Source organism: Halomonas binhaiensis, assembly GCF_008329985.2.
Classification (GTDB): Bacteria; Pseudomonadota; Gammaproteobacteria; order Pseudomonadales; family Halomonadaceae; genus Halomonas; species Halomonas binhaiensis.
In genome coordinates, this window is sequence record NZ_CP038437.2 from 409857 (window position 1) to 431012 (window position 21156).

The 21156-nt window shown below is 54.1% G+C and carries 21 protein-coding genes and 4 tRNA genes; 23 read left to right on the forward strand and 2 right to left on the reverse strand.

The annotated features are described in order from the left end of the window. The first annotated feature begins 34 nt into the window (after nt 1-34). From E4T21_RS01725 to E4T21_RS01740, 4 genes are all read left to right on the forward strand, one after another. Nucleotides 35-1348 carry a TolC family outer membrane protein gene (locus E4T21_RS01725; protein ID WP_149282959.1) on the forward strand — a complete coding sequence of 438 codons (1314 nt, stop codon included), beginning with the start codon at nt 35-37 and terminating at the stop codon, nt 1346-1348. Nucleotides 1349-1368: 20 nt separating this feature from the next. After that, nucleotides 1369-2745 (forward strand): BapA/Bap/LapF family prefix-like domain-containing protein, encoded by a 1377-nt coding sequence (locus E4T21_RS01730; RefSeq protein ID WP_149282961.1) that lies wholly within the window; start codon nt 1369-1371, stop codon nt 2743-2745. Nucleotides 2746-2954: 209 nt separating this feature from the next. After that, nucleotides 2955-5066, forward strand: a complete 2112-nt coding sequence (locus E4T21_RS01735; RefSeq protein WP_149282963.1) for a type I secretion system permease/ATPase — start codon at nt 2955-2957, stop codon at nt 5064-5066. Between the two features lie 94 nt (nt 5067-5160). Beyond that, nucleotides 5161-6312 (forward strand): HlyD family type I secretion periplasmic adaptor subunit, encoded by a 1152-nt coding sequence (locus E4T21_RS01740; protein WP_149282965.1) that lies wholly within the window; start codon nt 5161-5163, stop codon nt 6310-6312. A 104-nt stretch (nt 6313-6416) separates the two neighbouring features. Here E4T21_RS01740 and E4T21_RS01745 read toward each other — a convergent pair whose 3' ends face one another. Continuing rightward, nucleotides 6417-7319 carry a LysR family transcriptional regulator gene (locus tag E4T21_RS01745; protein WP_149282967.1) on the reverse strand — a complete coding sequence of 301 codons (903 nt, stop codon included), beginning with the start codon at nt 7317-7319 and terminating at the stop codon, nt 6417-6419. A 115-nt stretch (nt 7320-7434) separates the two neighbouring features. On the opposite strand from E4T21_RS01745, the gene E4T21_RS01750 reads away from it, so the two are divergent. From E4T21_RS01750 to E4T21_RS01785, 8 genes are all read left to right on the forward strand, one after another. Further along, a complete protein-coding gene (locus tag E4T21_RS01750; protein ID WP_149282969.1) occupies nt 7435-8553 on the forward strand; it encodes a muconate/chloromuconate family cycloisomerase in 1119 nt (372 codons plus the stop codon). A gap of 88 nt (nt 8554-8641) precedes the next feature. After that, the gene (gene catC, locus E4T21_RS01755; RefSeq protein ID WP_149282971.1) at nt 8642-8932 is read left to right on the forward strand and encodes a muconolactone Delta-isomerase; all 291 of its coding nucleotides are present in this window, start codon (nt 8642-8644) and stop codon (nt 8930-8932) included. A gap of 107 nt (nt 8933-9039) precedes the next feature. Next, a complete protein-coding gene (gene catA, locus E4T21_RS01760; RefSeq protein WP_240349260.1) occupies nt 9040-10035 on the forward strand; it encodes a catechol 1,2-dioxygenase in 996 nt (331 codons plus the stop codon). Between the two features lie 97 nt (nt 10036-10132). Beyond that, entirely contained in the window at nt 10133-11500 is a 1368-nt protein-coding gene (locus E4T21_RS01765) for a Rieske 2Fe-2S domain-containing protein (protein WP_149282973.1), read from the forward strand. A gap of 22 nt (nt 11501-11522) precedes the next feature. Then, nucleotides 11523-12011: a benzoate 1,2-dioxygenase small subunit gene (gene benB, locus E4T21_RS01770; protein ID WP_149282975.1), complete on the forward strand. Its 489-nt coding sequence runs from the start codon at nt 11523-11525 to the stop codon at nt 12009-12011. A gap of 32 nt (nt 12012-12043) precedes the next feature. Then, complete coding sequence (benC, locus tag E4T21_RS01775; protein ID WP_187775083.1) at nt 12044-13048, forward strand: benzoate 1,2-dioxygenase electron transfer component BenC; 1005 nt, start codon at nt 12044-12046, stop codon at nt 13046-13048. A 50-nt stretch (nt 13049-13098) separates the two neighbouring features. Further along, on the forward strand, nt 13099-13878 hold the full coding sequence (gene benD / locus E4T21_RS01780) for a benzoate diol dehydrogenase BenD (RefSeq protein ID WP_149282979.1): 780 nt from the start codon (nt 13099-13101) through the stop codon (nt 13876-13878). A 292-nt stretch (nt 13879-14170) separates the two neighbouring features. Further along, nucleotides 14171-14653: a hypothetical protein gene (locus E4T21_RS01785; protein WP_149282981.1), complete on the forward strand. Its 483-nt coding sequence runs from the start codon at nt 14171-14173 to the stop codon at nt 14651-14653. Between the two features lie 497 nt (nt 14654-15150). Here the strand turns inward: E4T21_RS01785 and E4T21_RS01790 are convergent, their stop codons facing one another. Then, nucleotides 15151-15975, reverse strand: coding sequence for a Tim44 domain-containing protein (locus E4T21_RS01790; RefSeq protein WP_149282983.1), 825 nt, complete (start codon nt 15973-15975; stop codon nt 15151-15153). A 175-nt stretch (nt 15976-16150) separates the two neighbouring features. Here E4T21_RS01790 and E4T21_RS01795 point away from each other — a divergent pair, with 175 nt between their 5' ends. From E4T21_RS01795 to E4T21_RS21525, 11 genes are all read left to right on the forward strand, one after another. After that, nucleotides 16151-17134, forward strand: a complete 984-nt coding sequence (locus E4T21_RS01795) for a biotin--[acetyl-CoA-carboxylase] ligase (protein ID WP_149282985.1) — start codon at nt 16151-16153, stop codon at nt 17132-17134. Next, nucleotides 17131-17970 carry a type III pantothenate kinase gene (locus tag E4T21_RS01800; RefSeq protein ID WP_149282987.1) on the forward strand — a complete coding sequence of 280 codons (840 nt, stop codon included), beginning with the start codon at nt 17131-17133 and terminating at the stop codon, nt 17968-17970. The genes E4T21_RS01795 and E4T21_RS01800 overlap by 4 nt, the downstream gene beginning before the upstream one ends. A gap of 151 nt (nt 17971-18121) precedes the next feature. Continuing rightward, nucleotides 18122-18205, forward strand: a tRNA-Tyr gene (locus E4T21_RS01805). A 51-nt stretch (nt 18206-18256) separates the two neighbouring features. Then, nucleotides 18257-18330: transfer RNA gene (locus E4T21_RS01810), tRNA-Gly, on the forward strand. Between the two features lie 47 nt (nt 18331-18377). Then, nucleotides 18378-18452: transfer RNA gene (locus tag E4T21_RS01815), tRNA-Thr, on the forward strand. Between the two features lie 160 nt (nt 18453-18612). Then, nucleotides 18613-18688, forward strand: a tRNA-Trp gene (locus E4T21_RS01820). Nucleotides 18689-18760: 72 nt separating this feature from the next. Next, nucleotides 18761-19129, forward strand: a complete 369-nt coding sequence (gene secE, locus E4T21_RS01825) for a preprotein translocase subunit SecE (RefSeq protein WP_149282989.1) — start codon at nt 18761-18763, stop codon at nt 19127-19129. 8 nt (nt 19130-19137) lie between these two features. Next, complete coding sequence (nusG, locus tag E4T21_RS01830) at nt 19138-19671, forward strand: transcription termination/antitermination protein NusG (protein ID WP_149282991.1); 534 nt, start codon at nt 19138-19140, stop codon at nt 19669-19671. A 142-nt stretch (nt 19672-19813) separates the two neighbouring features. Further along, nucleotides 19814-20245, forward strand: coding sequence for a 50S ribosomal protein L11 (gene rplK, locus E4T21_RS01835; protein WP_149282993.1), 432 nt, complete (start codon nt 19814-19816; stop codon nt 20243-20245). Nucleotides 20246-20247: 2 nt separating this feature from the next. Then, on the forward strand, nt 20248-20940 hold the full coding sequence (gene rplA / locus E4T21_RS01840; protein WP_149282995.1) for a 50S ribosomal protein L1: 693 nt from the start codon (nt 20248-20250) through the stop codon (nt 20938-20940). Beyond that, nucleotides 20940-21065 (forward strand): hypothetical protein, encoded by a 126-nt coding sequence (locus E4T21_RS21525; protein ID WP_275898216.1) that lies wholly within the window; start codon nt 20940-20942, stop codon nt 21063-21065. Before rplA ends, E4T21_RS21525 begins: the two co-directional genes overlap by 1 nt. Nucleotides 21066-21156: the final 91 nt, after the last annotated feature.

The window sequence follows — 21156 nt, forward strand, 5'->3', positions numbered from 1 at the left end:
ATTCATTAATAGATGGGATGGTGACTCAACAGCCATGAAAAAGACTTTATTTTGTTTCTTCTCTGCGTTGTCGCTGTCCTCATCTATCTGCATATATGCTTATGCTGTTGAGCCTTCAAGCGAACAGCCTGTTGCCATGCCTGTCATGGGACTCCAGGAGATTGTCCTGCGGGCTTTTGAGACAGATCCTATGGTAGTGACAGCTGCAGCAGATCTGGGCATTAGTGCTGGTGCAGTAGATGAGGCGAGAAGTGCATGGAAGCCTCAGATCGGGTTTCAAGCAGGTGCTGGTGGATCTGCAGATGACGATAGTGATTTTGACCAGACCCGCACATACGGATTTACCTTGTCGCAATTAGTGTATGACTTCGGTCGGACAGATAGCACCATTGATCAGAAGTTAGCATTGTCACATGGTAAGCAATATGGGCTGCAAATGGCCGTAAACAGTGTTGCAGCCAAGGCCATTCAGGCATATCTCAATGTCAAGCGTTATGAAGAGTTGAAGCGTGTAGCAGAAGAGGGAGTCAGCTCATTACAGAAAGTAAAAGGTATTGCCACCTTGCGAGTCGAAGGGGGCTTGAGTACAAAATCTGATGAATTACAAACTGATGCCAGAATTGCCAGCATGCTGTCACAGATTGCAGACTATGATGCACAAATAGCTGCTGCAAAAGTCCAGCTTTCTGTGTTGACAGGAGTGCAGGTTCAGGCGTTGGCATCATACCCTGATGACCTGAAGGATACCAAGACCAACCTGGATGCTATCGATTATTCTGTGATCCCTGAAGTTCAGCAAGTTGAGTCACAGGCAGAAGCATCGGAAAAAGAGGTTGATATTGCCAAGACTCAGCGCCTGCCAGCTTTTAGAGTTGAAGGCCAGCGCATTCGTTATGACACGAATGATGCTTATTGGGATACTTCTATTCAGCTAAAGATGGATGCTCCGATTTATCAGGGAGGAGCGGTATCTGCTCGCGTCAGGCAAGCTGAGAGCCAGGTGCAAATGTCGGAGTCTCAGGTAAATCAGGCTCGTCAGGATGTTCTTTTGGCTGCTTCTACGGCGAACTCAACTCTACAAGGAGCCAGAGGGAGAACTGTAGCTGCGCAAAGACAGCTGCAAAGCTCACTGAAATCGAGAGATGTTTATCGCGATGAATATTTGCTTGGAAATCGAAGCGTCAATGATTTGCTCAGCACCGAACAGGAAGTGTACCAGGCTAAAGTTGCTGTAAAGACTGCCATGTATGATCAATGGAAGTCTGTCATTGATTACCGCACGGCGATACATCAGCTGTTGCCTGCATTGCGTGTCCAGGCTCGGTCGGATTTGCTGCCGGATATCTAAGATGAGGTGTTCCGTAATCCATGTATATTAAGGTTGTTTCCCGCCTATCTCTAGCCTCGGTAGCATACGATAGCTCTACAGTAGCTTTGTATGGGCCAAGTGTTGTTCACGTGAGCGCTCAAACGAGTCAGGTGAAAAGTGTCTATCGTCAAGGAAATGACTTGGTCATGACGCTGGATGGTGGCCAGGAAATTATACGTATTCAGGACTATTTCGCTTTCTCTTCGGATGGAGAAAATGCCAATGAACTTGTCTTGGATTCCGGTGATCAATTGGCGAAATATTCATTTTCTGAAACTGAGTTGACAGAAGAAGAGCTGTTAGCCGGTGAGAATCAGAATGGTATTTTGCTCAGTTCCACTGTCGAGCCGGTGGCCGACATCGATGAGCTGCTCGTAGGAGAGAGTGATTCTCTTGTTTCTTCCTTAGGTAACTGGCTGGGTTCACTAAGCCCAACTGCCTGGGGGATTGGCTTGGGAGGAATCCTGCTGGCAGGTGGTGCAGCCGTAGCACTGATGGATGATGACGACGATAGCAATCACCTCGAGAAAGATGATAGCTCGCCTGACACTCCAACGACTCCGGCTCCAGTCACCCTTGATGCAGTAATGGATGATCAGGGCGACAACAAGGGTGCCCTGAAAGATGGGGACCGCACTGACGACCATACTCCGACCTTTAAAGGAACAGGAGAGCCAGGTGCCTCGATCCAGATTAATGATAGTGACGGTGAGACGCTGGCAAGCACACAGGTGGCAGAAGACGGTACCTGGTCGGTAAGCTTGCCAACCCAGGAGGATGGGGATCATCAGTACCAAGTGGTACAGATTGTCGGGGAAGATGTGCAGCAAGGTGACAGTATTAGTCTCACGATAGGAGAGGATGCTATAGATCCGGATAGCTCCTCCGACCCTGTGTTGGCCATAGATCCGGTCAGTGATGATGATGTGGTGGGAACGAATGAGCTCGAGGATGGTATATCGATATCAGGCTCTGCTGAGGGGGTTGATGCTGGATCTACCATGATCATCACTCTGAATGGAAAATCCTATAACACAGAACTTAATACAGATGGCAGTTGGGAGATTGAACTGCCTGGTGAGACACTGACGAATCTCTCTGCTGGTGAGCACGAATTGATGCTGACGGTGGTGGACGATGCCGGAGAGTCTCATAGTATACAGCGTACCTTGTTGATAGAGAGTGATACGTTAGCCATGTCGGCGAGCTCGGAGGAGCTTTCAATCGATCTGAGTGAGCTGCTCGATAATAGTAGTACCGCGTCGCATTCAGTTATCGATGCCGGGCATGACCCAGGTCATGATGCAATATCTGCGCAAAGTTCATCCTTTGACATGGCGGCGTTACTGGAGGGGGCTTCATTGCCTTTGATGTAACCCTTACTGTCATGATGATAGGTAAGTAAGTTCATTAGGAAGATGTGAAAGAGGCCACCATACTAGGTGGTCTTTTTTTAGGTAATTTCCTACGTTTTCTCCGGAATGTTCTGGGGGACTTCAAATCCAGTGCCTCCTTACACTTGACTCATACATTCGTTTACTTGCCAGAGACTGAGCCGGGTCTAACTGGTTGTGGGATATATCATATGGGCACTCGTGATCATGGAGCTTGGCTAACAGCCTTTGTCGCTGTAGCCAAGCATCATCGCTTGGATTTCTCCGAAGAAAATGTCCGGGTAGCAATGAGTTGGGAAGAGGACTCCCCTCTAGATCTTTACCTGGAAGACATGGGCAAGCAGTTGGGAATGACTGTGCGCAACGTGGGGTTTTCCACCGTCCTTCTTACACCTTGGCGGATGCCCATGGTGGTGCAGTTCCATGATGGCCAGGTTGGCATGGTGGAGAAGATTGATCGAGATGGGAAAATCCATATCCAATTCAGCACAGATGGTGGCCTTGCAACGTCCTTTGACAAAGCGGAATTGGCTGAAAAGGTAGCGCATGCCATTCTGCTGAAACCTCGAGAGTCAGCTCCCGATGTGCGCGTAGATGAATATCTCAAGCCGTATAAGCGTAACTGGCTATGGAGTATAGTCTTTCGCGACTGGCGCAGATATACCGATATCATCATCGCTTCTCTGGTAGCCAACGTACTGGCACTGGCAGGCATGACCTTCTCCATGCAGGTATACGATAGGGTGGTGCCGGCTCAGTCTTACCCGACCCTATGGGTACTGTTTGGTGGTGTGATGCTGGCGATATGTTTCGAGTTCTGCATGCGCCTGACACGCACTCATATTTCAGATGTCATAGGTAAGCGAGCGGACTTGCGTCTGTCGGACAAGGTTTTTGGTCATGCGCTACGGGTCCAGAATAGTGCGCGCTCCAAGTCGACAGCGTCATTCATTTCCCAGGTCCGTGAACTGGAGCAGGTGCGTGAGCTGGTCACGTCAACAACGATTGGGGCAGTTGCCGATCTTCCGTTCTTCTTCTTGTTTGCTGCTGTCATTTGGTTGATTGGGGGGCCGTTGGTTTTCATCGTTCTGGCTGCTGTTCCCCTGTTGCTGATTCCTGGTGTATTGCTGCAGCGTCCTCTGGCGCGTTTGGCAAATGACGGTTTGCGTGAGTCTGCCGTACGCAATGCGACTCTGATCGAGTCAGTGGAGAATGTAGAAGACATCAAGTTGTTATGTGCTGAACAGCGGTTTCAGAATCAATGGAATCATGCCAACCAGGTGTCGGCAGATATTGCCAAGCGGCAACGTTTCCTTGTCGGCATGTTAATGACCTGGACGCAGGAAGTGCAGTCCATTGTTTATGCTTCAGTGCTGCTGACGGGAGCCTATCTTGTCATCAATGGTGATTTGACCACTGGTGCTCTGGTCGGTACCAGTATCCTGGCATCCCGCACAATTGCCCCCTTGTCGCAGATTTCCGGTGTGTTATCTCGCTGGCAGCAGGCCAAAGTGGCTCGCAACGGTCTGGATGAACTGATGAAGCGCCCACTGGACCAGCCGGAAAACGGGCGTGCTGTGCACAAGGCAGTAATTCGTGGTGGGTATGATCTTCGCAATGTCGAATTCTGGTACGACGACGAAAAGAAGGTCTCCAACCTTTCGGTGCCAAACCTTTCAATCAAACCAGGTGAGAAAATTGCCTTACTGGGACGTAATGGTGCTGGTAAATCGACATTGCTGCAGCTACTGGCGGGCATGCGATTTGCTTCCCAAGGGCATGTACTGATTGATGATGTGAACATCACATCATTAGATACAGGCGACCTGCGGCGTGATATGTGCCTGTTGCACCAGAACACCAAGTTGTTCTTTGGCTCATTACGTGAAAACTTGATCATGGGCTCGCCTCTGGCGACAGATGAAGAGATTCACCAGGCATTGGTGCTGAGTGGTGCATTGAGTTTTGTTCAGCAGCAGCAGGGTGGACTGGATTACATGATCATGGAGGGCGGGCTGGGGCTGTCTGGTGGTCAACGTCAAGCGTTGCTGTTGGCCCGTCTGCTGATTCGTAGCCCTAATATTGTGCTCCTCGACGAACCAACGGCTGCAATGGATGAGATGACTGAGCGCCAGGTGGTCAAGCAGCTTAAGCGCTGGATGGGGCAGCGGACCCTGGTAGTAGCGACTCATAGACCAGAATTACTTGAGTTGGTAGACCGTGTCATCGTGGTCAATGACGGAAAGATCGTCGCTGATGATGCGCGTGATGTAGTGCTCAAGAAGTTTTCCAAGGCCTCCTGAGGTCAGTCGAGAGATGGAGAGGTAAGAGGCCATGTCGGGCATATCCAATCTGAATGCGCCAAGTGGATCATCGCTGTCCCGCCCTGGGGCAAATATGCCTCTGCGTGAACCAGCGCTACCGAAGAGCACTATCATCGTGTGGCTGACAGTCCTTGTGCTGAGTGCCTTTATAGCATGGGCTTGGTATTTTCAGCTGGCAGAGGTCACTACAGGTAGTGGCAAGGTCGTGCCGTCGTCCCGTGAGCAGGTCGTGCAAAGCCTGGAGGGAGGGATCCTCAAGCAGCTCTATGTGAAAGTGGGTGACAGGGTCGACAAGGATCAAACGCTGGCAGAGTTTGATCCTATCAAGTCAGAGTCGGCAGTAAATGAGACGAGAGCCAAATTGCAGGCTCTATTGGCGAGTGCCGCACGCCTGCGAGCTGAAGTCAATGACAGAGAACCTGAGTTTCCACCCGAAGTCACTATCGATCAAAGCCTGGTTGATTCGGAAATGCGCTTGTACCGGTCTCGCAGGGATAGCCTCAATGAGACGGTCAGTGGGCTACAGCATGCCTTGAACCTGCTGCAGCAGGAAATTCGCATGACAGAGCCCTATGTGTCCAAGGGGGCTGCCAGTGCAGTAGAAGTGTTACGCCTGCGTCGACAGGCCAGCGACCTTCAGAACAAGATTGATGATGCGCGTAATCAATATTACGTCAAGGCTCGTGAAGAACTCTCCAAGACTACGGGAGACATTGAATCCTTGCGCTCGGTCGTAAGAGGGCGCCAGGATGCCTTGACTCGGTTGGTCTTCACATCTCCTGTCAATGGCATAGTAAAGGACATCGACGTTACTACCGCAGGGGGGGTTGTACCGCCTAACGGTAATGTGATGACCATTGTTCCGGTAGAAGACCAGCTTCTGATCGAAGCGCGAATATCCCCACGAGATGTGGCTTTCGTGCACCCTGGACAAAGAGCTCTGGTCAAGATTACTGCCTATGACTACTCCATCTACGGTGGGCTGGATGGGGAGGTGACAACGATCTCTCCTGATACCATTCAGGATGAAGTGAAACGCGATACCTACTATTACCGTGTCTACATCCGCACAGATAAGTCCTATCTGGAGAATGATGCTGGACACAAGTTCCCGATATCACCTGGGATGATCGCGACTGTGGATATCGCAACCGGCTCGAAGAGTGTCCTGGGTTATCTGCTCAAGCCTCTGAACAAGGCACGAGAGGCTCTGAGGGAACGCTGAAATTTCCCATAATGGATCTGCCATGAACGGAGTCTGTGCATGACGCCAGCTCCGTTCTCGGTCAAGGCGTCAGCAAAAACCTTTCAGGCATCGCGAAAGATAAATCAGGGATATTTTCCGCGACGCCGATTTTCTACCAGCACATCAAGAATTTCCGTTGCCAGCTTCATGGTCTCCGTAGGTTTTTCCCCGCGCCGCCGACTACATACGATAGGTGAAGTGATGTGGGACTCCGCCAGATACAGGTAGCGGATACCATCACGTTTCTGCCGCTTTACCTGCTCTGGCACTAGTGTGATGCCAAAATCAGAGACGACCAATCCCAGGGCTGTCTGCATTTCGTTTGCTTCTTGCACGACATTTAGCTTGAGACCTCTACGTCGAAACAGGCCTTGGACGATATCTGCCAGGCTTGGTCTTGGGCTGGCTGGATAGAGCACAATTGGGTATTCGGCCAGTTCCTGCATAGAAGGAGTAGTGCCATCCAGGGGATGGCCTTCCGGTACTGCTGCCATCAAGGGTTCTTCGAACAATACCTGTTGTTCGATTTCTGGATCGTCAATCACCAGGCGACCAAAACCAATGTCGATGCGCCCTGCTTTTAGAGCGTGTACCTGCTCTACCGTTGTCATTTCAGCCAACGTCAGTTCCAAATTCTCCTTTTGTCGTAATTCTCTTACCAGGATAGGGAGCTGGCCGTAAAACAATGACGGTACGAAGCCAATGCCAAAGATTTCGCGACTATGGCGGACCATGCGACGCACTGCGCTGACAGTAGTATCCAACTTTTCAAGTATCTGGATGGCGTGCTCATGGAAGAACTTTCCTGCTGGGGTCAGACTCAGCCCACGAGGCCCTCGGATGAAAAGCTTGACGCCGAGCTCTTCTTCTAATTGGTTGATTTGTCGGGTTAAAGGTGGCTGGGCCATATGCAGCTTGGCCGCCGCGCGAGTAATGTTCAATTCTTCTGCAGCTGCACAGAAATAGCGAAGATGGCGAAGCTCCATAATACCTCCAGGGTATGGAAGACCACTTAAACCATATTGGTTCCAAGGCTCAAGGGCAACGAGACTGTTGCTCAATGCCAGAGCAGTACCGAGTCACCCGACTGCAGGAGCCGCCATGTCAGTCTTGATTGAATCCATTGAGACGCTAGTGGTCGATTTGCCGACCATTCGTCCACATAAGCTATCAATGGCCACAATGGCCACCCAATCCATGGTCATCGTTCGCCTGCATTGCTCAGATGGAATCGAAGGTCTGGGAGAGGCCACGACAATCGGAGGATTGGCCTATGGCCCAGAGAGCCCCGAGAGCATCAAGGTTAATCTGGATACTTACCTGGTGCCGGCACTGGTCGGTCAGGATGCCTCCAATATCAATATGTTGATGGCTCGTCTGGACAAGATTTCCCAGGGTAATGCCATTGCCAAATCATCGCTGGAAACGGCACTGCTGGATGCACAAGGCAAACGGCTGGGTGTCAGTGTCGCAGCTCTTCTCGGTGGCGCCCGCCAAAGCCACCTGCCGGTTCTGTGGACCTTGGCCAGTGGCGATACCGATCGTGATATTGAAGAAGCCAAAAGTCTGCTGGCCGAGCGTCGTCATCGGGATTTCAAGCTCAAGATCGGGGCCAGAGACGTAGATGTAGACGTCAGTCATGTCGCCAGGATCAAGGCGGCCCTGGGTGACAGCGCCAGTGTTCGAGTTGATGTCAATCAGGCCTGGGATGAGCGAACTGCCGTACATGCCATTGCTGCGCTGCAAGAGGTTGGCTGTGACCTGATAGAGCAGCCGATACCAGCCCGGAATCATGCTGGCTTGGCTCGCCTGTCCGAGCGCTTCGAGGTTCCCATTCTGGCCGATGAGGGGGTGCAGGACTGTATCGATGGCCTGTCATTGATCAAGAAGGGGTTCAGTGGGGCCTTTGCTCTCAAGATCGCCAAGAGCCGTGGTCCTTTCGGCGCGCAGCGTCTGGCCCACTTGGCTGGAGCTGCCGGGATCGGCCTGTATGGCGGCACATTGCTCGAAGGCAGTATCGGTTCCGTGGCAGCCCTGCATGTCTGGGCGACACTGCCTGAAATGGCATGGGGCACAGAGATGTTCGGACCACTGCTGCTCACTGACGACATTGTCAAACAGCCGCTGAGATATATGGAGTTTGGCGTAAAGCTACCCCAGGTACCGGGGCTTGGTGTCGAGCTGGATGAAGACAAGCTCAGGGAATATACACGGCGCTGACATGTCGTCATGTCGTTCCAGCACATGATCGATATGTCATCTCAATAGCGTGCATTACCCGATTCAACATTCTTGGAGGAGAGTCACGATGCTTTTTCAGGTGGAAATGAAGGTCAACCTTCCCTCGGACATGCCTGAGTCCCAGGCGACCGAGATCAAGGCAACCGAGAAAGCGTATTCCCAGGAGCTGCAGCGTTATGGCAAGTGGCGGCACTTGTGGCGTGTCGCTGGCAGCTACGCCAACGTCAGCATCTTCGATGTGAAAGATAACACTGAGCTCCAGGACATCATCTCTCGCCTGCCACTGTTTCCTTACATGGAGATCAGCGTCAAGCCCTTGTGCCGTCACCCCTCTTCCATTCGTGACGATGACAGCTGAAAGGTTCCTGTCTTGCTGTGGACTCCGATAGGGATGACCTGCGCAGGGCATTGATTCAATCAAGAGCAGATTAGAACAACAACACCATGCAACCGTGAGGTAGCGCCATGAATAGCATGAATGAGAGCACGCAGAACGTACGGATTTTCGATACGCCGGAAGTTCAGCAATTTCTGCGAGTCATCGCCGGTATGGATAACACCGAGGGTAGCGATCGTGCCAAGGCTATCCTGCATCGAATCCTGTCCGACCTGTTCAAGACGATCGATGACTTCGATATCACCCCGGACGAGTACTGGCGTGCCATTGCTGTGCTGAATGCGCTGGGAGCGGGCACTCAGTTTGGCCTATTGTCCCCGGGGCTGGGGTTCGACCACTACCTGGACATGCGCATGGACGCTGCCGATGAAGCGGCACAGAGAGCCGGCGGTACGCCACGGACCATCGAAGGGCCTTTATATGTGGCAGGGGCCCCGGAGGTCCACGGTGTCGGTCGTATGGACGATGACCCTGATCCAGATGGCGAGACCATGTGGCTGACAGGGCAGGTGCGAGATATCCAAGGGGCTCCCCTGGCCGGTGCCCAGGTTGAGGTATGGCATGCCAATTCCAAAGGAGGGTACTCCTTTTTTGATCCTACGCAGTCTGATTACAACCTGCGCCGTACCATCATTACCGATGCAGAAGGTCGCTATGCCGTGCGTAGCACCATTCCTTCTGGCTATGGCGTGCCCCCCGGCTGCGCTACTGACCAAGTGCTCAAGGCTCTGGGGCGGCACGGCGAAAGACCTGCGCATATCCACTATTTTGTCTCGGCTGCTGGCTATCAGCATCTGACTACGCAGATCAACCTGGCGGGCGATCCCTACACCTACGATGACTTTGCCTATGCCACCCGTGAGGAGTTGGTCGTGGATGGCAGACGTATCGAGGATGTAGCCGAGATCGGCCAGCGTGGCCTGGATGGTCCTTTCACCGAGGTGGTGTTCGATGTTGAGCTGACGGCGGTCGATGATCCCTCGCTCCAGACTCGCCATGCTCGTCCTCGGGCCAAGGAAAGCAACGAGGCCGCCAGTCAGCAGGCCGGTTCCGCCAAGGTTTGAGTCTGTACCTCCTGAGCACAGCCCAGATGAAAGGGGCTGAGAGCTCGGCCGCCCCCAGGTCGGGCACCAACATCACAAAATAGCGAGGACCAGGATCATGACAACTCAGCTTGATCGACTCGAGAAGCGCGTTCGTGGTGCCGTTGTCGATGACGCCGAGAAAGGCATCTATCGCTGTCACCGAAGCATGTTTACTGACTCTGATTTCTTCGAACTGGAAATGAAGCACGTTTTCGAGGGCAACTGGCTGTACATGGCTCACGAAAGTCAGATTCCCGAGCCAGGTGACTACTTTACCCTGCAGATGGGGCGTCAGCCGATCATCATTACCCGTGACAAGGACGGTGAGCTGCATGCCCTGATCAATGCTTGTGCACACCGGGGGGCTACCTTGTGCCGTCGCAAGCGGGGGAATAAAGGAACCTTTACCTGTCCCTTCCATGGCTGGACGTTCAAGAATGATGGCAGGCTGCTCAAGGCCAAGAATGAAAAGACAGGCGCCTATCCTGAAGGCTTCAAGTCAGAAGGCTCACATGATCTCAAGCGCTTGCCGCGCTTCGAAAGCTACAAGGGATTTCTGTTCGGCAGCCTGAGTGATGATGTGCAACCGCTGGAGGAATACCTCGGCGAGACGCGCAAGATCATCGATAACATTGTGGACCAGGCTCCAGACGGACTAGAAGTTCTACGCGGCTCTTCCACCTACACCTATAGCGGCAACTGGAAACTAGGGGCTGAGAACGGTTGCGATGGTTACCACGTCAGCACGGTCCATTGGAACTATGCCTCCACCATGGACCGCCGCAACTATGAAGCGGGTGGTACCAAGGCCGTCGACGCTGACGGCTGGTCGAAGAGCCAGGGTGGTTTCTACTCCTATGAGAATGGCCACATGTTGCTGTGGACCCGCCTGCTCAACCCCGAGGTACGTCCGGTATATGAGAAGAGCGATTGGATTGCGGAACAGTATGGAGAAGCGCGGGCCGATCACATTATCAACCAGACACGCAATCTCTGCCTGTACCCGAATGTCTATCTGATGGACCAGTTCTCGACACAGATACGTGTACTGCGCCCCATCTCCGTGGACAAGACGGAAGTCACCATCTACTGCTTTGCTCCCAAGGGGGAGTCAGCGGAAATGCGTCGTGTACGTCTCCGTCAGTACGAAGATTTCTTCAATGTCAGCGGTATGGGAACACCTGATGATCTGGAGGAGTTCCGTAGCTGCCAGAACGGCTATCAAGCGTCGGATGTGGCCGAGTGGAACGATCTGTCACGGGGGGCTCTGCAGTGGATCGAAGGGGCTGATGACAACGCCAGCGCGATAGACATGAAACCGCTGCTGAGTGGGGCTGCGCCTGAAGATGAGGGCTTGTATGTGCTGCACCATAAGCACTGGGTCTCGGAAATGCTGCGTGCCATTGACAAAGAGCGTAGCCAATTCATCGCTACCGCATCCTGAGTGCCCCGGGAGGAGAATCACCATGTCCATCAGCTATGAACAGATCCAGGCCTTTGTCTATCGCGAGGCTCGCCTGCTCGATGATCGCCAGTGGGAAGAATGGCTCGAGTGCTATCACAAGGACGTCGTCTTCTGGATGCCCTGTTGGGATGATGATGACACTCTGGTCAAGGACCCCATGTCCGAAGTCTCTCTGGTGTACTACCCCAATCGTGAGGGGCTGGAGGATCGGGTCTATCGCATCAAGACCGAGCGTTCCGGTGCCAGTACGCCAGAGCCTCGCACGACGCACCAGATCACCAATCTGGAAGTCCTGGAGCGTGATGCCGAAAGCATCAAGATACGCTTCAACTGGCATACATTGAGCCACCGCTACAAGCAGACCGACAGCTACTTCGGGGCATCTTTCTACACCCTGGATATCACCGGTGGGCAGCCACTGATCAAGGAAAAGGTAGTGCAGCTCAACAATGACTATATCCACCAGGTCATCGATGTCTATTACATCTGACCCGTGGCCATGACTGGGCTGGGAGAACGATCATGAGTTATACCGTCGCGCTCAACTTCGAGGATGGGGTATCGCGCTTTATCGAATGCAATGCAGGCGAAACGGTGCTGGATGCTGCCTATCGTCAGAAAGTCAACTTGCCGATGGATTGTTCCGATGGTGTTTGCGGCACCTGTAAGTGCCATTGCGATCAGGGGGAATTCGAGCTCGGTGACGAGTATCTGGAGGAGGCCCTGTCGGATGAGGAGCTTACCGAAGGGCAGGTGCTGACTTGCCAGATGGTGCCGTCTTCCGACTGTGTCCTGAGGGTGCCGGTGGCTTCCACATTGTGCAAGACCAGCGCTGGCAAGCGTCAGGCCTCAGTAGTGAGCGTTGCACCACTTTCCGATGATGCCATTGAGGTCGAAATCGATATCGAAGGTGATGCAGTAGGCTTTTTGCCTGGGCAATATGTGCATCTGGAGGTGCCTGGAGCAGTTGGCCAGCATCGTTCCTACTCGTTCAGCTCGTTGCCTGGAGAGAACCGGGCCAGTTTTCTGATCCGCAATGTTCCGAACGGTCTGATGAGTACCTATCTGACGCAACAGGCAAAGGCAGGTGACAGCCTGGAAGTGACAGGGCCCATGGGAAGTTTCTACCTGCGCTCTGTCCAGCGTCCGATCCTGATGCTTGCAGGGGGAACCGGATTAGCGCCTTTCCTGTCGATGCTCAAGCAGTTGCGTCAGATCGGCTGCAAGCACCCGATCCATCTGATCTATGGCGTCAATGTCGATGATCACCTGGTCAAGTGCGACGAACTCGATGCAGCAGCGGCCGAACTGGATTTCGACTATGCCACTGTCGTGGTGGATGAAAACAGCCAGCACCCTCGTAAAGGCTATGTGACCAACCACATGGACCCGGCGAAGCTGCATGGTGGTGATGTCGACGTCTATCTTTGTGGTCCGCCACCAATGGTGGACGCTGTGCTCAAGCACTTTGCTTCTGAAGGTATCGAACCGGCCAGCTTTCACTACGAGAAGTTCACTCCGAATTGACCTGATTTGTGCCAAGAACTTCTTGTCCACCATTGCGAGAAGGAAGTGTCATGCAACGATTCAACGATACCGTGATGCTGATCACAGGAGCTGCCCAAGGGATTGGGCGGCACCTGGCAGAGCGTGCAGCGCAAGAGGGAGCACAGTTGATCCTGGTGGATCGTTCCCACTATTTGCAGGAAGTCGCAGACATATTGAATGCCCAGGGTAACGACGTCCTGGCCATCAATGCCGACCTGGAGAATTGGCAAGGAGCTGAATCCGCTGTTCAACAGGGGCTGGAGCGATTTGGTCGCATCGATGTGCTGGTCAATAACGTTGGGGGCGCGATCAACTTCAAGCCATTCGAGGAGTTTTCGGATGTCGAGATCCAGGCTGAGATCACGCGATCATTGATGACCACGCTATATGCCTGTCGTACCGTGTTGCCATCCATGGTAAGGCAGCGCAGTGGCGTGATCATCAATGTCTCGTCAGCGGCGACTCGCGGTATCCACCGTATCCCTTATTCCGCAGCCAAGGGAGGAATCAATGCCATTACCGCCTCGCTGGCCATGGAGTATGCAGATGCTGGTATTCGCGTAGTGGCAACTGCCCCAGGGGGGACAGAGGCACCACCTCGCAGGATTTCGCGTGGAACCCCTGAGCCTCAGAATGAAGCACAGCGAGCCTGGTATCAGGCGCATATTGATCAGACCATTGATTCATGTCTGATGAATCGCTACGGCACTCTTGACGAACAAGTTGGGCCTATCCTGTTCCTTGCCTCGGAGGATGCCAGCTATATCACAGGCACGGTGATTCCCGTAGCAGGTGGTGATCAGGGGTGATACCTGATTGAAACATTGTGTCAGTTGACAGCAAAAAGAGAGTCCATTGAATGGGCTCTCTTTTTGCATGGAGCGATGTGATCATGTGGGCCTGTGAATCTCCAGCGAATGCTCTATCTTGACGTATGTGGTCGGAAGATTGCGAGAATAGTTCGATGCTCAGACAGCTCAAGTAAACTTAGTTGCTGCTCGTGCTTTACATAATGTTACGCATTGTGCTGGCGCGCTCCACTTTTCAAGGCTAGCTTGGGGTTATAGCGTTATTTGACCAATGTCTCAGGAGGAGATGTGTATGAAAAACAGCATGAAGCGCACGATTGGTATGGCAATGTTGATGGCTCTGACCGCAGGTGGCTTGGCAGCCTGTGACAAGGAAGAGCCTGCCGACGCTACGGACGATACCAGCACCGAGCAGCCCGCGGATCAGTCTACAGATGATTCTGCTGCTACCGCTGATGAAGAGATGGATAACGCGGCAACTGCTGCAGATGAAGCAACTGACTCCGCAGAGGAAGCTGCAACGGAAGCTGGCGATACCATGGATGAAGCGGCAGATGATGCTGCGACGGCAGCAGAAGAAGCTGGATCTGAAGTGGAAGATGCTGCAACAGAAACCGGCGATGCCATGGGTGAGGCTGCAGATGACGCCATGAATCAGGCCGAGGATGCTGTCAACGGTGCCATCGATGATGCTGCCGATAGTGCCAAGGACGCAATGAACGGTACTGAGGCTGACGCCGACGCTTCTGCGGAAGGGGAAGCAACAACCAACTGATGTGATCAGCTGAGCGCTGTTCAAATGAATCCGCTTATTGCAATGATGTAGCGAGAAGTACGGAGGCCGGGCATACGCCCGGCCTCCGTCGTCAGGCTGTTGTGCAGCAGCATTCATGAGGAAATTGCTCAAGCATGGTTTGAGCTGGCTTGAACCTGCCGGCAAAAGCGTTGCTGGTCGAAACCTGGACTCGTCAGCCGACTTTTCAAGCTTGATAGCCTCATCTACTGACGGATGCTACCGTCTCAATGCCTCCTTTGAGGGTGCTTTCATGCGCAGAAGATGCAAATTGGATGATGCTTGAATGACCTCGGGTGGCATCCAGGGGAAAGATAGCAGCATTCTTCCATGTCATAAGGTCTGGTCAATGACATGTCGTTACAGAATTTGAAGGCACGATGCTACCGGGTTAGTCAGTCGTTATTTTCAGGAATCAGAAACAATAAAGCCAGGGCATTGCCCTGGCTTTGTTCATTGAAACCGGTAGTTGCTCGGCATCAGCTGTTCTGTTCAATGCCCTGCACATACCAGGGCGCGCCTTCGCGCACGTCACGGACCAAATGCCATGTCTCGTTGAACTCGGTCTGGGTGCCGTTTTCGTCGAGGATGCCATGGAAGAGCACTCGGGCCTCTGCCTTGCCATTGATTTCCTGGATGCCTCCCATCTCGGCGAACAGCCGGATGACCTCGGTGCTGTTGTTGGCAGGTTGGTTGGCGCGCTCTTCACGTAGCAGGTTGTACAGCTCGGGAGTGACGTATTCCTGGATACCCGAAAGGTCATTATTGTCCCAGGCACGTTGCAGGGTCATGAAGTGCTCCTTGGCACCACCAAGGAAACGTTCTCGGTCGAACCACTCTGGTTCGCCGACAGGGCCGGATGCCATGTCACCAGACGAGGTGCCTGGCATGTTGAAAGGTGCAGATGTGTCATGCTGCTGGCGCTGCATGACATTGTCGCCCGCCCCGGCCATGGCAGCCCGGCGCCGTGCCAGGAAGCGGAACAGCAGGAACGCCAGGCCAGCCATCAATAGAATGTCGACGATCCCAAGGTTATCGAATGCACCGCCGAAGAATAGTGCGCCAAGCAGGCTACCAGCCAGCAGGCCGCCCAGCATGCCTCCCATGAAGCCGCCCTTGCGAGTACCGGCTGCACCGGTGGCTTTGGGGGATGATGCGGTAGAACTGGATTTGGCAGAGCTGGGAGCTTGTTGGGAAAAGCTGCCGACACTCTTGCCGCCGCCCAGGCGGCGGGCCTCGGCGTGATCAACGGCAAGGCCAAAGCCCAACACGCTAACCATGATCATGACCAGAAGGTGGCGCATGGCATATGACTCCATCTTTTGTGGTATGTCTGTCGCCCTGACGACAGACCGGGATATTTTGGATCAAGCCTCCATTCTATCCATTGGAGCCGCGGCGCAAAGCTTTATCGGTGAATTATGCTTCACCTGACGACTTTCGATAGACTATGGCCTTTTCCCGCGGTGGGGATGAGGAATGACCATAGGTGAGCTGATTCGCCTCCTTAGTGATGGCGAATACCATTCTGGCCAGCAGTTAGGAGAGCGCCTGGGAGTATCGCGCGCGGCAGTATGGAAACAACTTCGTAAGCTGGAAGATCTCGGCATTCCGATGGAGGCTGTGAAAGGGCAAGGATATCGTCTGTCATCCCCCATGGAGTTGCTCGATGGTCATTCCATCGTTACTGCCTTGTCGCGTGAGTCGCGCCAGCATCTTTCCCGCTTGTTCGTCGAAGAGGTCTTGCCTTCCAGCAATGAGTTTCTGCGCCACCGCTTTCAGCAGGGTGCAGGCCATGCCGAGGCATGTCTCGTTGAGCAGCAGAGCGCGGGGCGGGGTCGCCGGGGTCGAGTATGGACCACCCCATGGGGACGCACTCTGATGTGCTCTGTAGGTTGGCGCTTCGAGTCTGGAGTGTCGGCCCTGGAAGGACTGAGCCTGGCGGTTGGCGTGGTCTTGGCTCAGGTTCTGGAGCGGCATGGACTGAAGCCTGCGCTGAAATGGCCCAATGATGTATTGCTGAGAAATGATGACGGTGAATGGGGGAAGCTCGCTGGGATTCTTGTGGAGATCAGTGGAGATGCCGCAGGTCCTTGTGAAGTGGTCCTCGGCATGGGCATCAATGTGGATCTGCCTGATGACTTTCGCGCCTCCATCGACCAGCCGATAGCCTGCGTGTATGACCAGGCCCCGGGTGTTTCACGCAACATGCTGGCTGCTGAGTTGCTCAATGGGTTGCTGGCAATGTTGGCGGATTTCGAGGCTCAGGGCTTCGCTGGCTGGCAGGGTGAGTGGAATCAGCGCCACGCCTTCGAAGGATGCGAAGTCGACGTCATCCGTGGAGAGCGTCGCGATGTCATGATAGCGGAAGGCGTCGATCAGAATGGCAATCTTCTGGTGCATCAAGGCGAGCGCCAGGAACGCCTGGTAGGAGGAGAAATCAGCGTGCGTGGCCGCTCATGATTCTTGATCTCGATATCGGCAATACACTATCCAAATGGCGCCTGAAAGACTCTGTCAGTAGTGAAATTCGCTCGCGAGGTGCGGTGTGGACGCGTGATGAGTGGAAGCCCGGTGCGGATATCCCCGACCTGGAAGTGGTGGAGACGGTGCGTATCTCCAGTGTTGCGCGCCGTTCTGTACTGACTCAGACAGAGAGGCTGCTCAAGGATAATGTACGTACAGTGCACGTGGCGCGACCTGCCCATGAGACGTTAGGGGTGACCAATGGCTATGTCGAGCCCGGCCGCCTAGGAGTGGACCGCTGGATGGGTGTGCTGGCCGGATATCAATTGGCAGGTGCCTGTTGCGTGGTGGACTGCGGCAGTGCCATCACGATTGATTTTGTGCTGCCTGGTGGCCGCCATCTGGGCGGTTACATTCTTCCAGGGCTGCGCTTGATGAAGGAAAGCCTCAAGCTGGGTACTGGCAACGTGGCCATCGATCCGGACAGTGAAGCAGATGAGCTGCTTGCGCCTGGGAGACGCACTGCAGAAGCGGTCAACCATGGCATCTATCTGGCCGCAGTGAGTGCTGTCAATCGTATATATGCTGAAGTATGTGACCGCGAAAGCATCTCGCTGCCGATGCTGGTGACGGGGGGGGATGCGCTGGTGGTGTCACGGGGTATTCAGGTGCCTCATGCTATCTGGCCCGACATGGTCTATGCCGGGCTCGAGGCATGTTTCCCACTGACGGCTGCTGAGCGTGCTGGCAAGATGGCCGGGGCTCCAGCACCCCCGCGCCCAGTACCGTTGGAAAAAATTCGTGCGGGCCTTGCATTCTCATCACTGCTTTGACATCATACGCCGCGTTCCGGGGCTGAGTGGCGGGAAAGTTCTTGTTGCTCTGCGCTAGATGGAAAGTGTGGATAAAGAAAGCTTCTTGAAGAGCTTTTGAGAAACAAGCACTTGACATTGCGGGACGGGGCGATAGAATGCTTCGCCAGTTGGAGGGGTTCCCGAGTGGCCAAAGGGAGCAGACTGTAAATCTGCCGCGAAAGCTTCGAAGGTTCGAATCCTTCCCCCTCCACCAGAATTTGAGATCGAATATCGGTTTTCTGGTATTGGGTTTCTGAGTGGGTAGGCGGGCATAGTTCAATGGTAGAACCTCAGCCTTCCAAGCTGATGGTGCGGGTTCGATTCCCGCTGCCCGCTCCAGTGTTGGATGTCCTTGCCTGTCTGAAGGTATTGATATCAAAGAGTGCGCTCATGTAGCTCAGGGGTAGAGCACACCCTTGGTAAGGGTGAGGTCGACGGTTCAAATCCGTCCATGAGCTCCAGTGTTGAAAGGGCGGGCCTAGGCCCGCCTTTTCTTCTTGTCATCGCTCTGGTGGCGAGGTGTTTGCTAGGTGCGAAGGGGGTTGCCAAGTGTTGGCGGCTCCGCTAAGATTACGCCCGCTGTTGCAGAGGTGCCCGCAAAGGGTTGCCTGCATCGAGTACAGGCCAGTAGCTCAATTGGCAGAGCAGCGGTCTCCAAAACCGCAGGTTGGGGGTTCGATTCCCTCCTGGCCTGCCAGTCTTCCCCAGACTGGCAGTTTTTTGTACACTATCTGGTTTCGATTGCCGCGCCCTGAGGAGTCTCATCTTTATGAAGCATAGCGCCGAGGTGCAGGAGTCGCGCCACGACGGGCTCAAATGGGCGGTTGTCGTCGTTCTTCTGGTGTTGGCCGTTGTCGGCAATACCTATTTTGCCGATCAGCCGCTTCTGTATCGTGTTCTGGGTGTCGTTGCCCTGTCCGTGGTCGCTGCTTTGGTTGCCTTGATGACTGCCAAGGGGCGCGAGCTGATGGAGCTGGCGCGAAGCGCCAAGAAGGAAATTCAGCGTGTCGTCTGGCCGACTCGCCCTGAGACTATCCAGACCACGGCTATCGTGTTGGTGTCCGTTGCTGTGGTCGGGTTGGTGTTGTGGCTGATTGACACTCTGCTCAGCTGGGCAATGTCCGGCGTCATCGGTTAGGAGATTTCATGTCCAAGCGTTGGTACGTCGTTCATGCCTACTCCGGCTTCGAGAAGCATGTCATGCGCTCGCTGATCGAGCGTGTGAAATTGCATGGCATGGAGGATCTCTTTGGTGAGATCCTGGTGCCTACGGAAGAAGTCGTCGAGATGCGTGATGGCAAGCGCCGCAAGAGTGAGCGCAAGTTCTATCCTGGCTATGTTCTGGTCGAGATGGAGATGGTAGATGAGAGCTGGCACTTGGTTAATGAAACTCCCCGTGTGATGGGTTTCATTGGTGGTACCAAGGAGAAGCCGGCGCCGATCACCCAGCGCGAGGCGGATGCAATCCTTAGTCGCGTCCGTGATGGTTCCGAGAAGCCGCGTCCCAAGACATTGTTCGAGCCGGGACAGTCTGTGCGTGTCATTGATGGCCCCTTTGCTGACTTCAATGGTGTGGTGGAAGAGGTCAATTACGACAAGAGTCGCCTGCAGGTCAGTGTGTTGATCTTCGGCCGTGCGACGCCTGTCGAGCTGGAGTTCTCCCAGGTGGAGAAAGAATGATGCCATTCATTCGGCCGATTGCCGGGTGAAGGTGGTGGTTGCTTTTTAATTGTTATCGAGATCGCCCCTATTGATACGGTAGGGGCGATCATGTCGTCCCGGGGAGCTGCTTGCAGCGTTATTACCCATCTGGAGTCTTAACATGGCTAAGAAAGTCCAGGCATACATCAAGCTGCAGGTTGCAGCTGGTAAGGCCAACCCGAGTCCCCCCGTGGGTCCTGCTCTGGGTCAGCACGGTGTCAACATCATGGAGTTCTGTAAGGCGTTCAACGCTGAGACGCAGAACATTGAGCCGGGTCTCCCGACTCCCGTGGTCATTACCGTCTATTCTGATCGCAGCTTCACCTTTGTCACCAAGACGCCGCCTGCGGCGATCCTGCTGAAGAAGGCTGCAGGTATCAAGTCCGGCTCTGGCGAGCCGAACAAGAAGAAGGTCGGTACTGTGACTCGCGATCAGCTGGAAGAGATTGCCAAGACCAAAGAGCCGGATCTGACCGCTGCTGATCTTGACGCCGCTGTGCGTACCATCGCTGGTACTGCTCGCAGCATGGGCCTGAACGTGGAGGGTCTCTGATCATGGCTAAGCTTACCAAGCGCGCTAAGCTGATTCGCGACAAGGTCGACGCTACCAAGGCGTACTCCGTTGATGAAGCAGTGGCACTGCTCTCCGAGCTGTCCACTGTCAAGTTCAAGGAGTCCTTGGACGTTGCCATCAACCTGGGTGTTGACCCGCGTAAATCCGACCAGGTGGTGCGTGGCGCCACTGTCATGCCTCATGGTACTGGTAAGGACGTGCGCGTTGCTGTCTTTACTCAGGGTGCCAATGCTGACGCAGCCAAGGAAGCTGGTGCTGATATCGTCGGCATGGAAGATCTGGCAGAGAAGGTCAAGGCTGGTCAGCTCGACTTTGACGTCGTCATCGCATCTCCGGATGCCATGCGTGTTGTCGGTCAGCTGGGTACCATCCTGGGCCCGCGTGGCCTGATGCCTAACCCCAAGGTTGGCACCGTGACTCCGGATGTTGTCACTGCTGTCAAGAATGCCAAGGCAGGTCAGGTGCGTTTCCGTACCGACAAGAACGGCATCATCCATACCACTCTGGGTAAAGTCGATTTCGATGCTGCTGCTATCAAAGGCAACCTCGATGCGCTGCTGGCTGATCTGAAGAAGCTCAAGCCGAGCAACTCCAAGGGTGTGTACTTCAAGAAAATGACCCTGTCCACTACCATGGGCCCGGGTCTGACCGTCGATCTCGCTCCTCTGGTGTGATGATCGATGATCTGGGGGAGCGCTGCGGTGCTTCCCCTCGCTTTGCGGTACCCGTGCCGGTCACCTGGCCGGCGGGCACCGTCAAAGACCGCAGGCGCTGTCTGGTGGATGGCCTCGAAAGCTGAGGTCGATGACAGCTTAATCGTTCGCTGGAACACCTGCGCAGATGGTGTGCCGCCAATTCTGGTGAGCACCATCATACGGCCTCTCTTCCTG

Excerpts from the sequence above, each read along its gene's own strand:
- E4T21_RS01800 (WP_149282987.1), top strand. The coding sequence starts at position 17,131 with ATGATTCTTGATCTCGATATCGGCAATACACTATCCAAATGGCGCCTG.
- nusG (WP_149282991.1), top strand. The coding sequence starts at position 19,138 with ATGTCCAAGCGTTGGTACGTCGTTCATGCCTACTCCGGCTTCGAGAAG.
- benC (WP_187775083.1), top strand. The coding sequence starts at position 12,044 with ATGAGTTATACCGTCGCGCTCAACTTCGAGGATGGGGTATCGCGCTTT.
- catC (WP_149282971.1), top strand. The coding sequence starts at position 8,642 with ATGCTTTTTCAGGTGGAAATGAAGGTCAACCTTCCCTCGGACATGCCT.
- E4T21_RS01725 (WP_149282959.1), top strand. The coding sequence starts at position 35 with ATGAAAAAGACTTTATTTTGTTTCTTCTCTGCGTTGTCGCTGTCCTCA.
- benB (WP_149282975.1), top strand. The coding sequence starts at position 11,523 with ATGTCCATCAGCTATGAACAGATCCAGGCCTTTGTCTATCGCGAGGCT.
- E4T21_RS01745 (WP_149282967.1), bottom strand. The coding sequence starts at position 7,319 with ATGGAGCTTCGCCATCTTCGCTATTTCTGTGCAGCTGCAGAAGAATTG.
- E4T21_RS21525 (WP_275898216.1), top strand. The coding sequence starts at position 20,940 with ATGATCGATGATCTGGGGGAGCGCTGCGGTGCTTCCCCTCGCTTTGCG.
- E4T21_RS01730 (WP_149282961.1), top strand. The coding sequence starts at position 1,369 with ATGTATATTAAGGTTGTTTCCCGCCTATCTCTAGCCTCGGTAGCATAC.
- E4T21_RS01765 (WP_149282973.1), top strand. The coding sequence starts at position 10,133 with ATGACAACTCAGCTTGATCGACTCGAGAAGCGCGTTCGTGGTGCCGTT.
- E4T21_RS01795 (WP_149282985.1), top strand. The coding sequence starts at position 16,151 with ATGACCATAGGTGAGCTGATTCGCCTCCTTAGTGATGGCGAATACCAT.
- rplA (WP_149282995.1), top strand. The coding sequence starts at position 20,248 with ATGGCTAAGCTTACCAAGCGCGCTAAGCTGATTCGCGACAAGGTCGAC.
- benD (WP_149282979.1), top strand. The coding sequence starts at position 13,099 with ATGCAACGATTCAACGATACCGTGATGCTGATCACAGGAGCTGCCCAA.
- secE (WP_149282989.1), top strand. The coding sequence starts at position 18,761 with ATGAAGCATAGCGCCGAGGTGCAGGAGTCGCGCCACGACGGGCTCAAA.
- E4T21_RS01785 (WP_149282981.1), top strand. The coding sequence starts at position 14,171 with ATGAAAAACAGCATGAAGCGCACGATTGGTATGGCAATGTTGATGGCT.
- catA (WP_240349260.1), top strand. The coding sequence starts at position 9,040 with ATGAATAGCATGAATGAGAGCACGCAGAACGTACGGATTTTCGATACG.
- rplK (WP_149282993.1), top strand. The coding sequence starts at position 19,814 with ATGGCTAAGAAAGTCCAGGCATACATCAAGCTGCAGGTTGCAGCTGGT.
- E4T21_RS01750 (WP_149282969.1), top strand. The coding sequence starts at position 7,435 with ATGTCAGTCTTGATTGAATCCATTGAGACGCTAGTGGTCGATTTGCCG.
- E4T21_RS01740 (WP_149282965.1), top strand. The coding sequence starts at position 5,161 with ATGCCTCTGCGTGAACCAGCGCTACCGAAGAGCACTATCATCGTGTGG.
- E4T21_RS01735 (WP_149282963.1), top strand. The coding sequence starts at position 2,955 with ATGGGCACTCGTGATCATGGAGCTTGGCTAACAGCCTTTGTCGCTGTA.
- E4T21_RS01790 (WP_149282983.1), bottom strand. The coding sequence starts at position 15,975 with ATGCGCCACCTTCTGGTCATGATCATGGTTAGCGTGTTGGGCTTTGGC.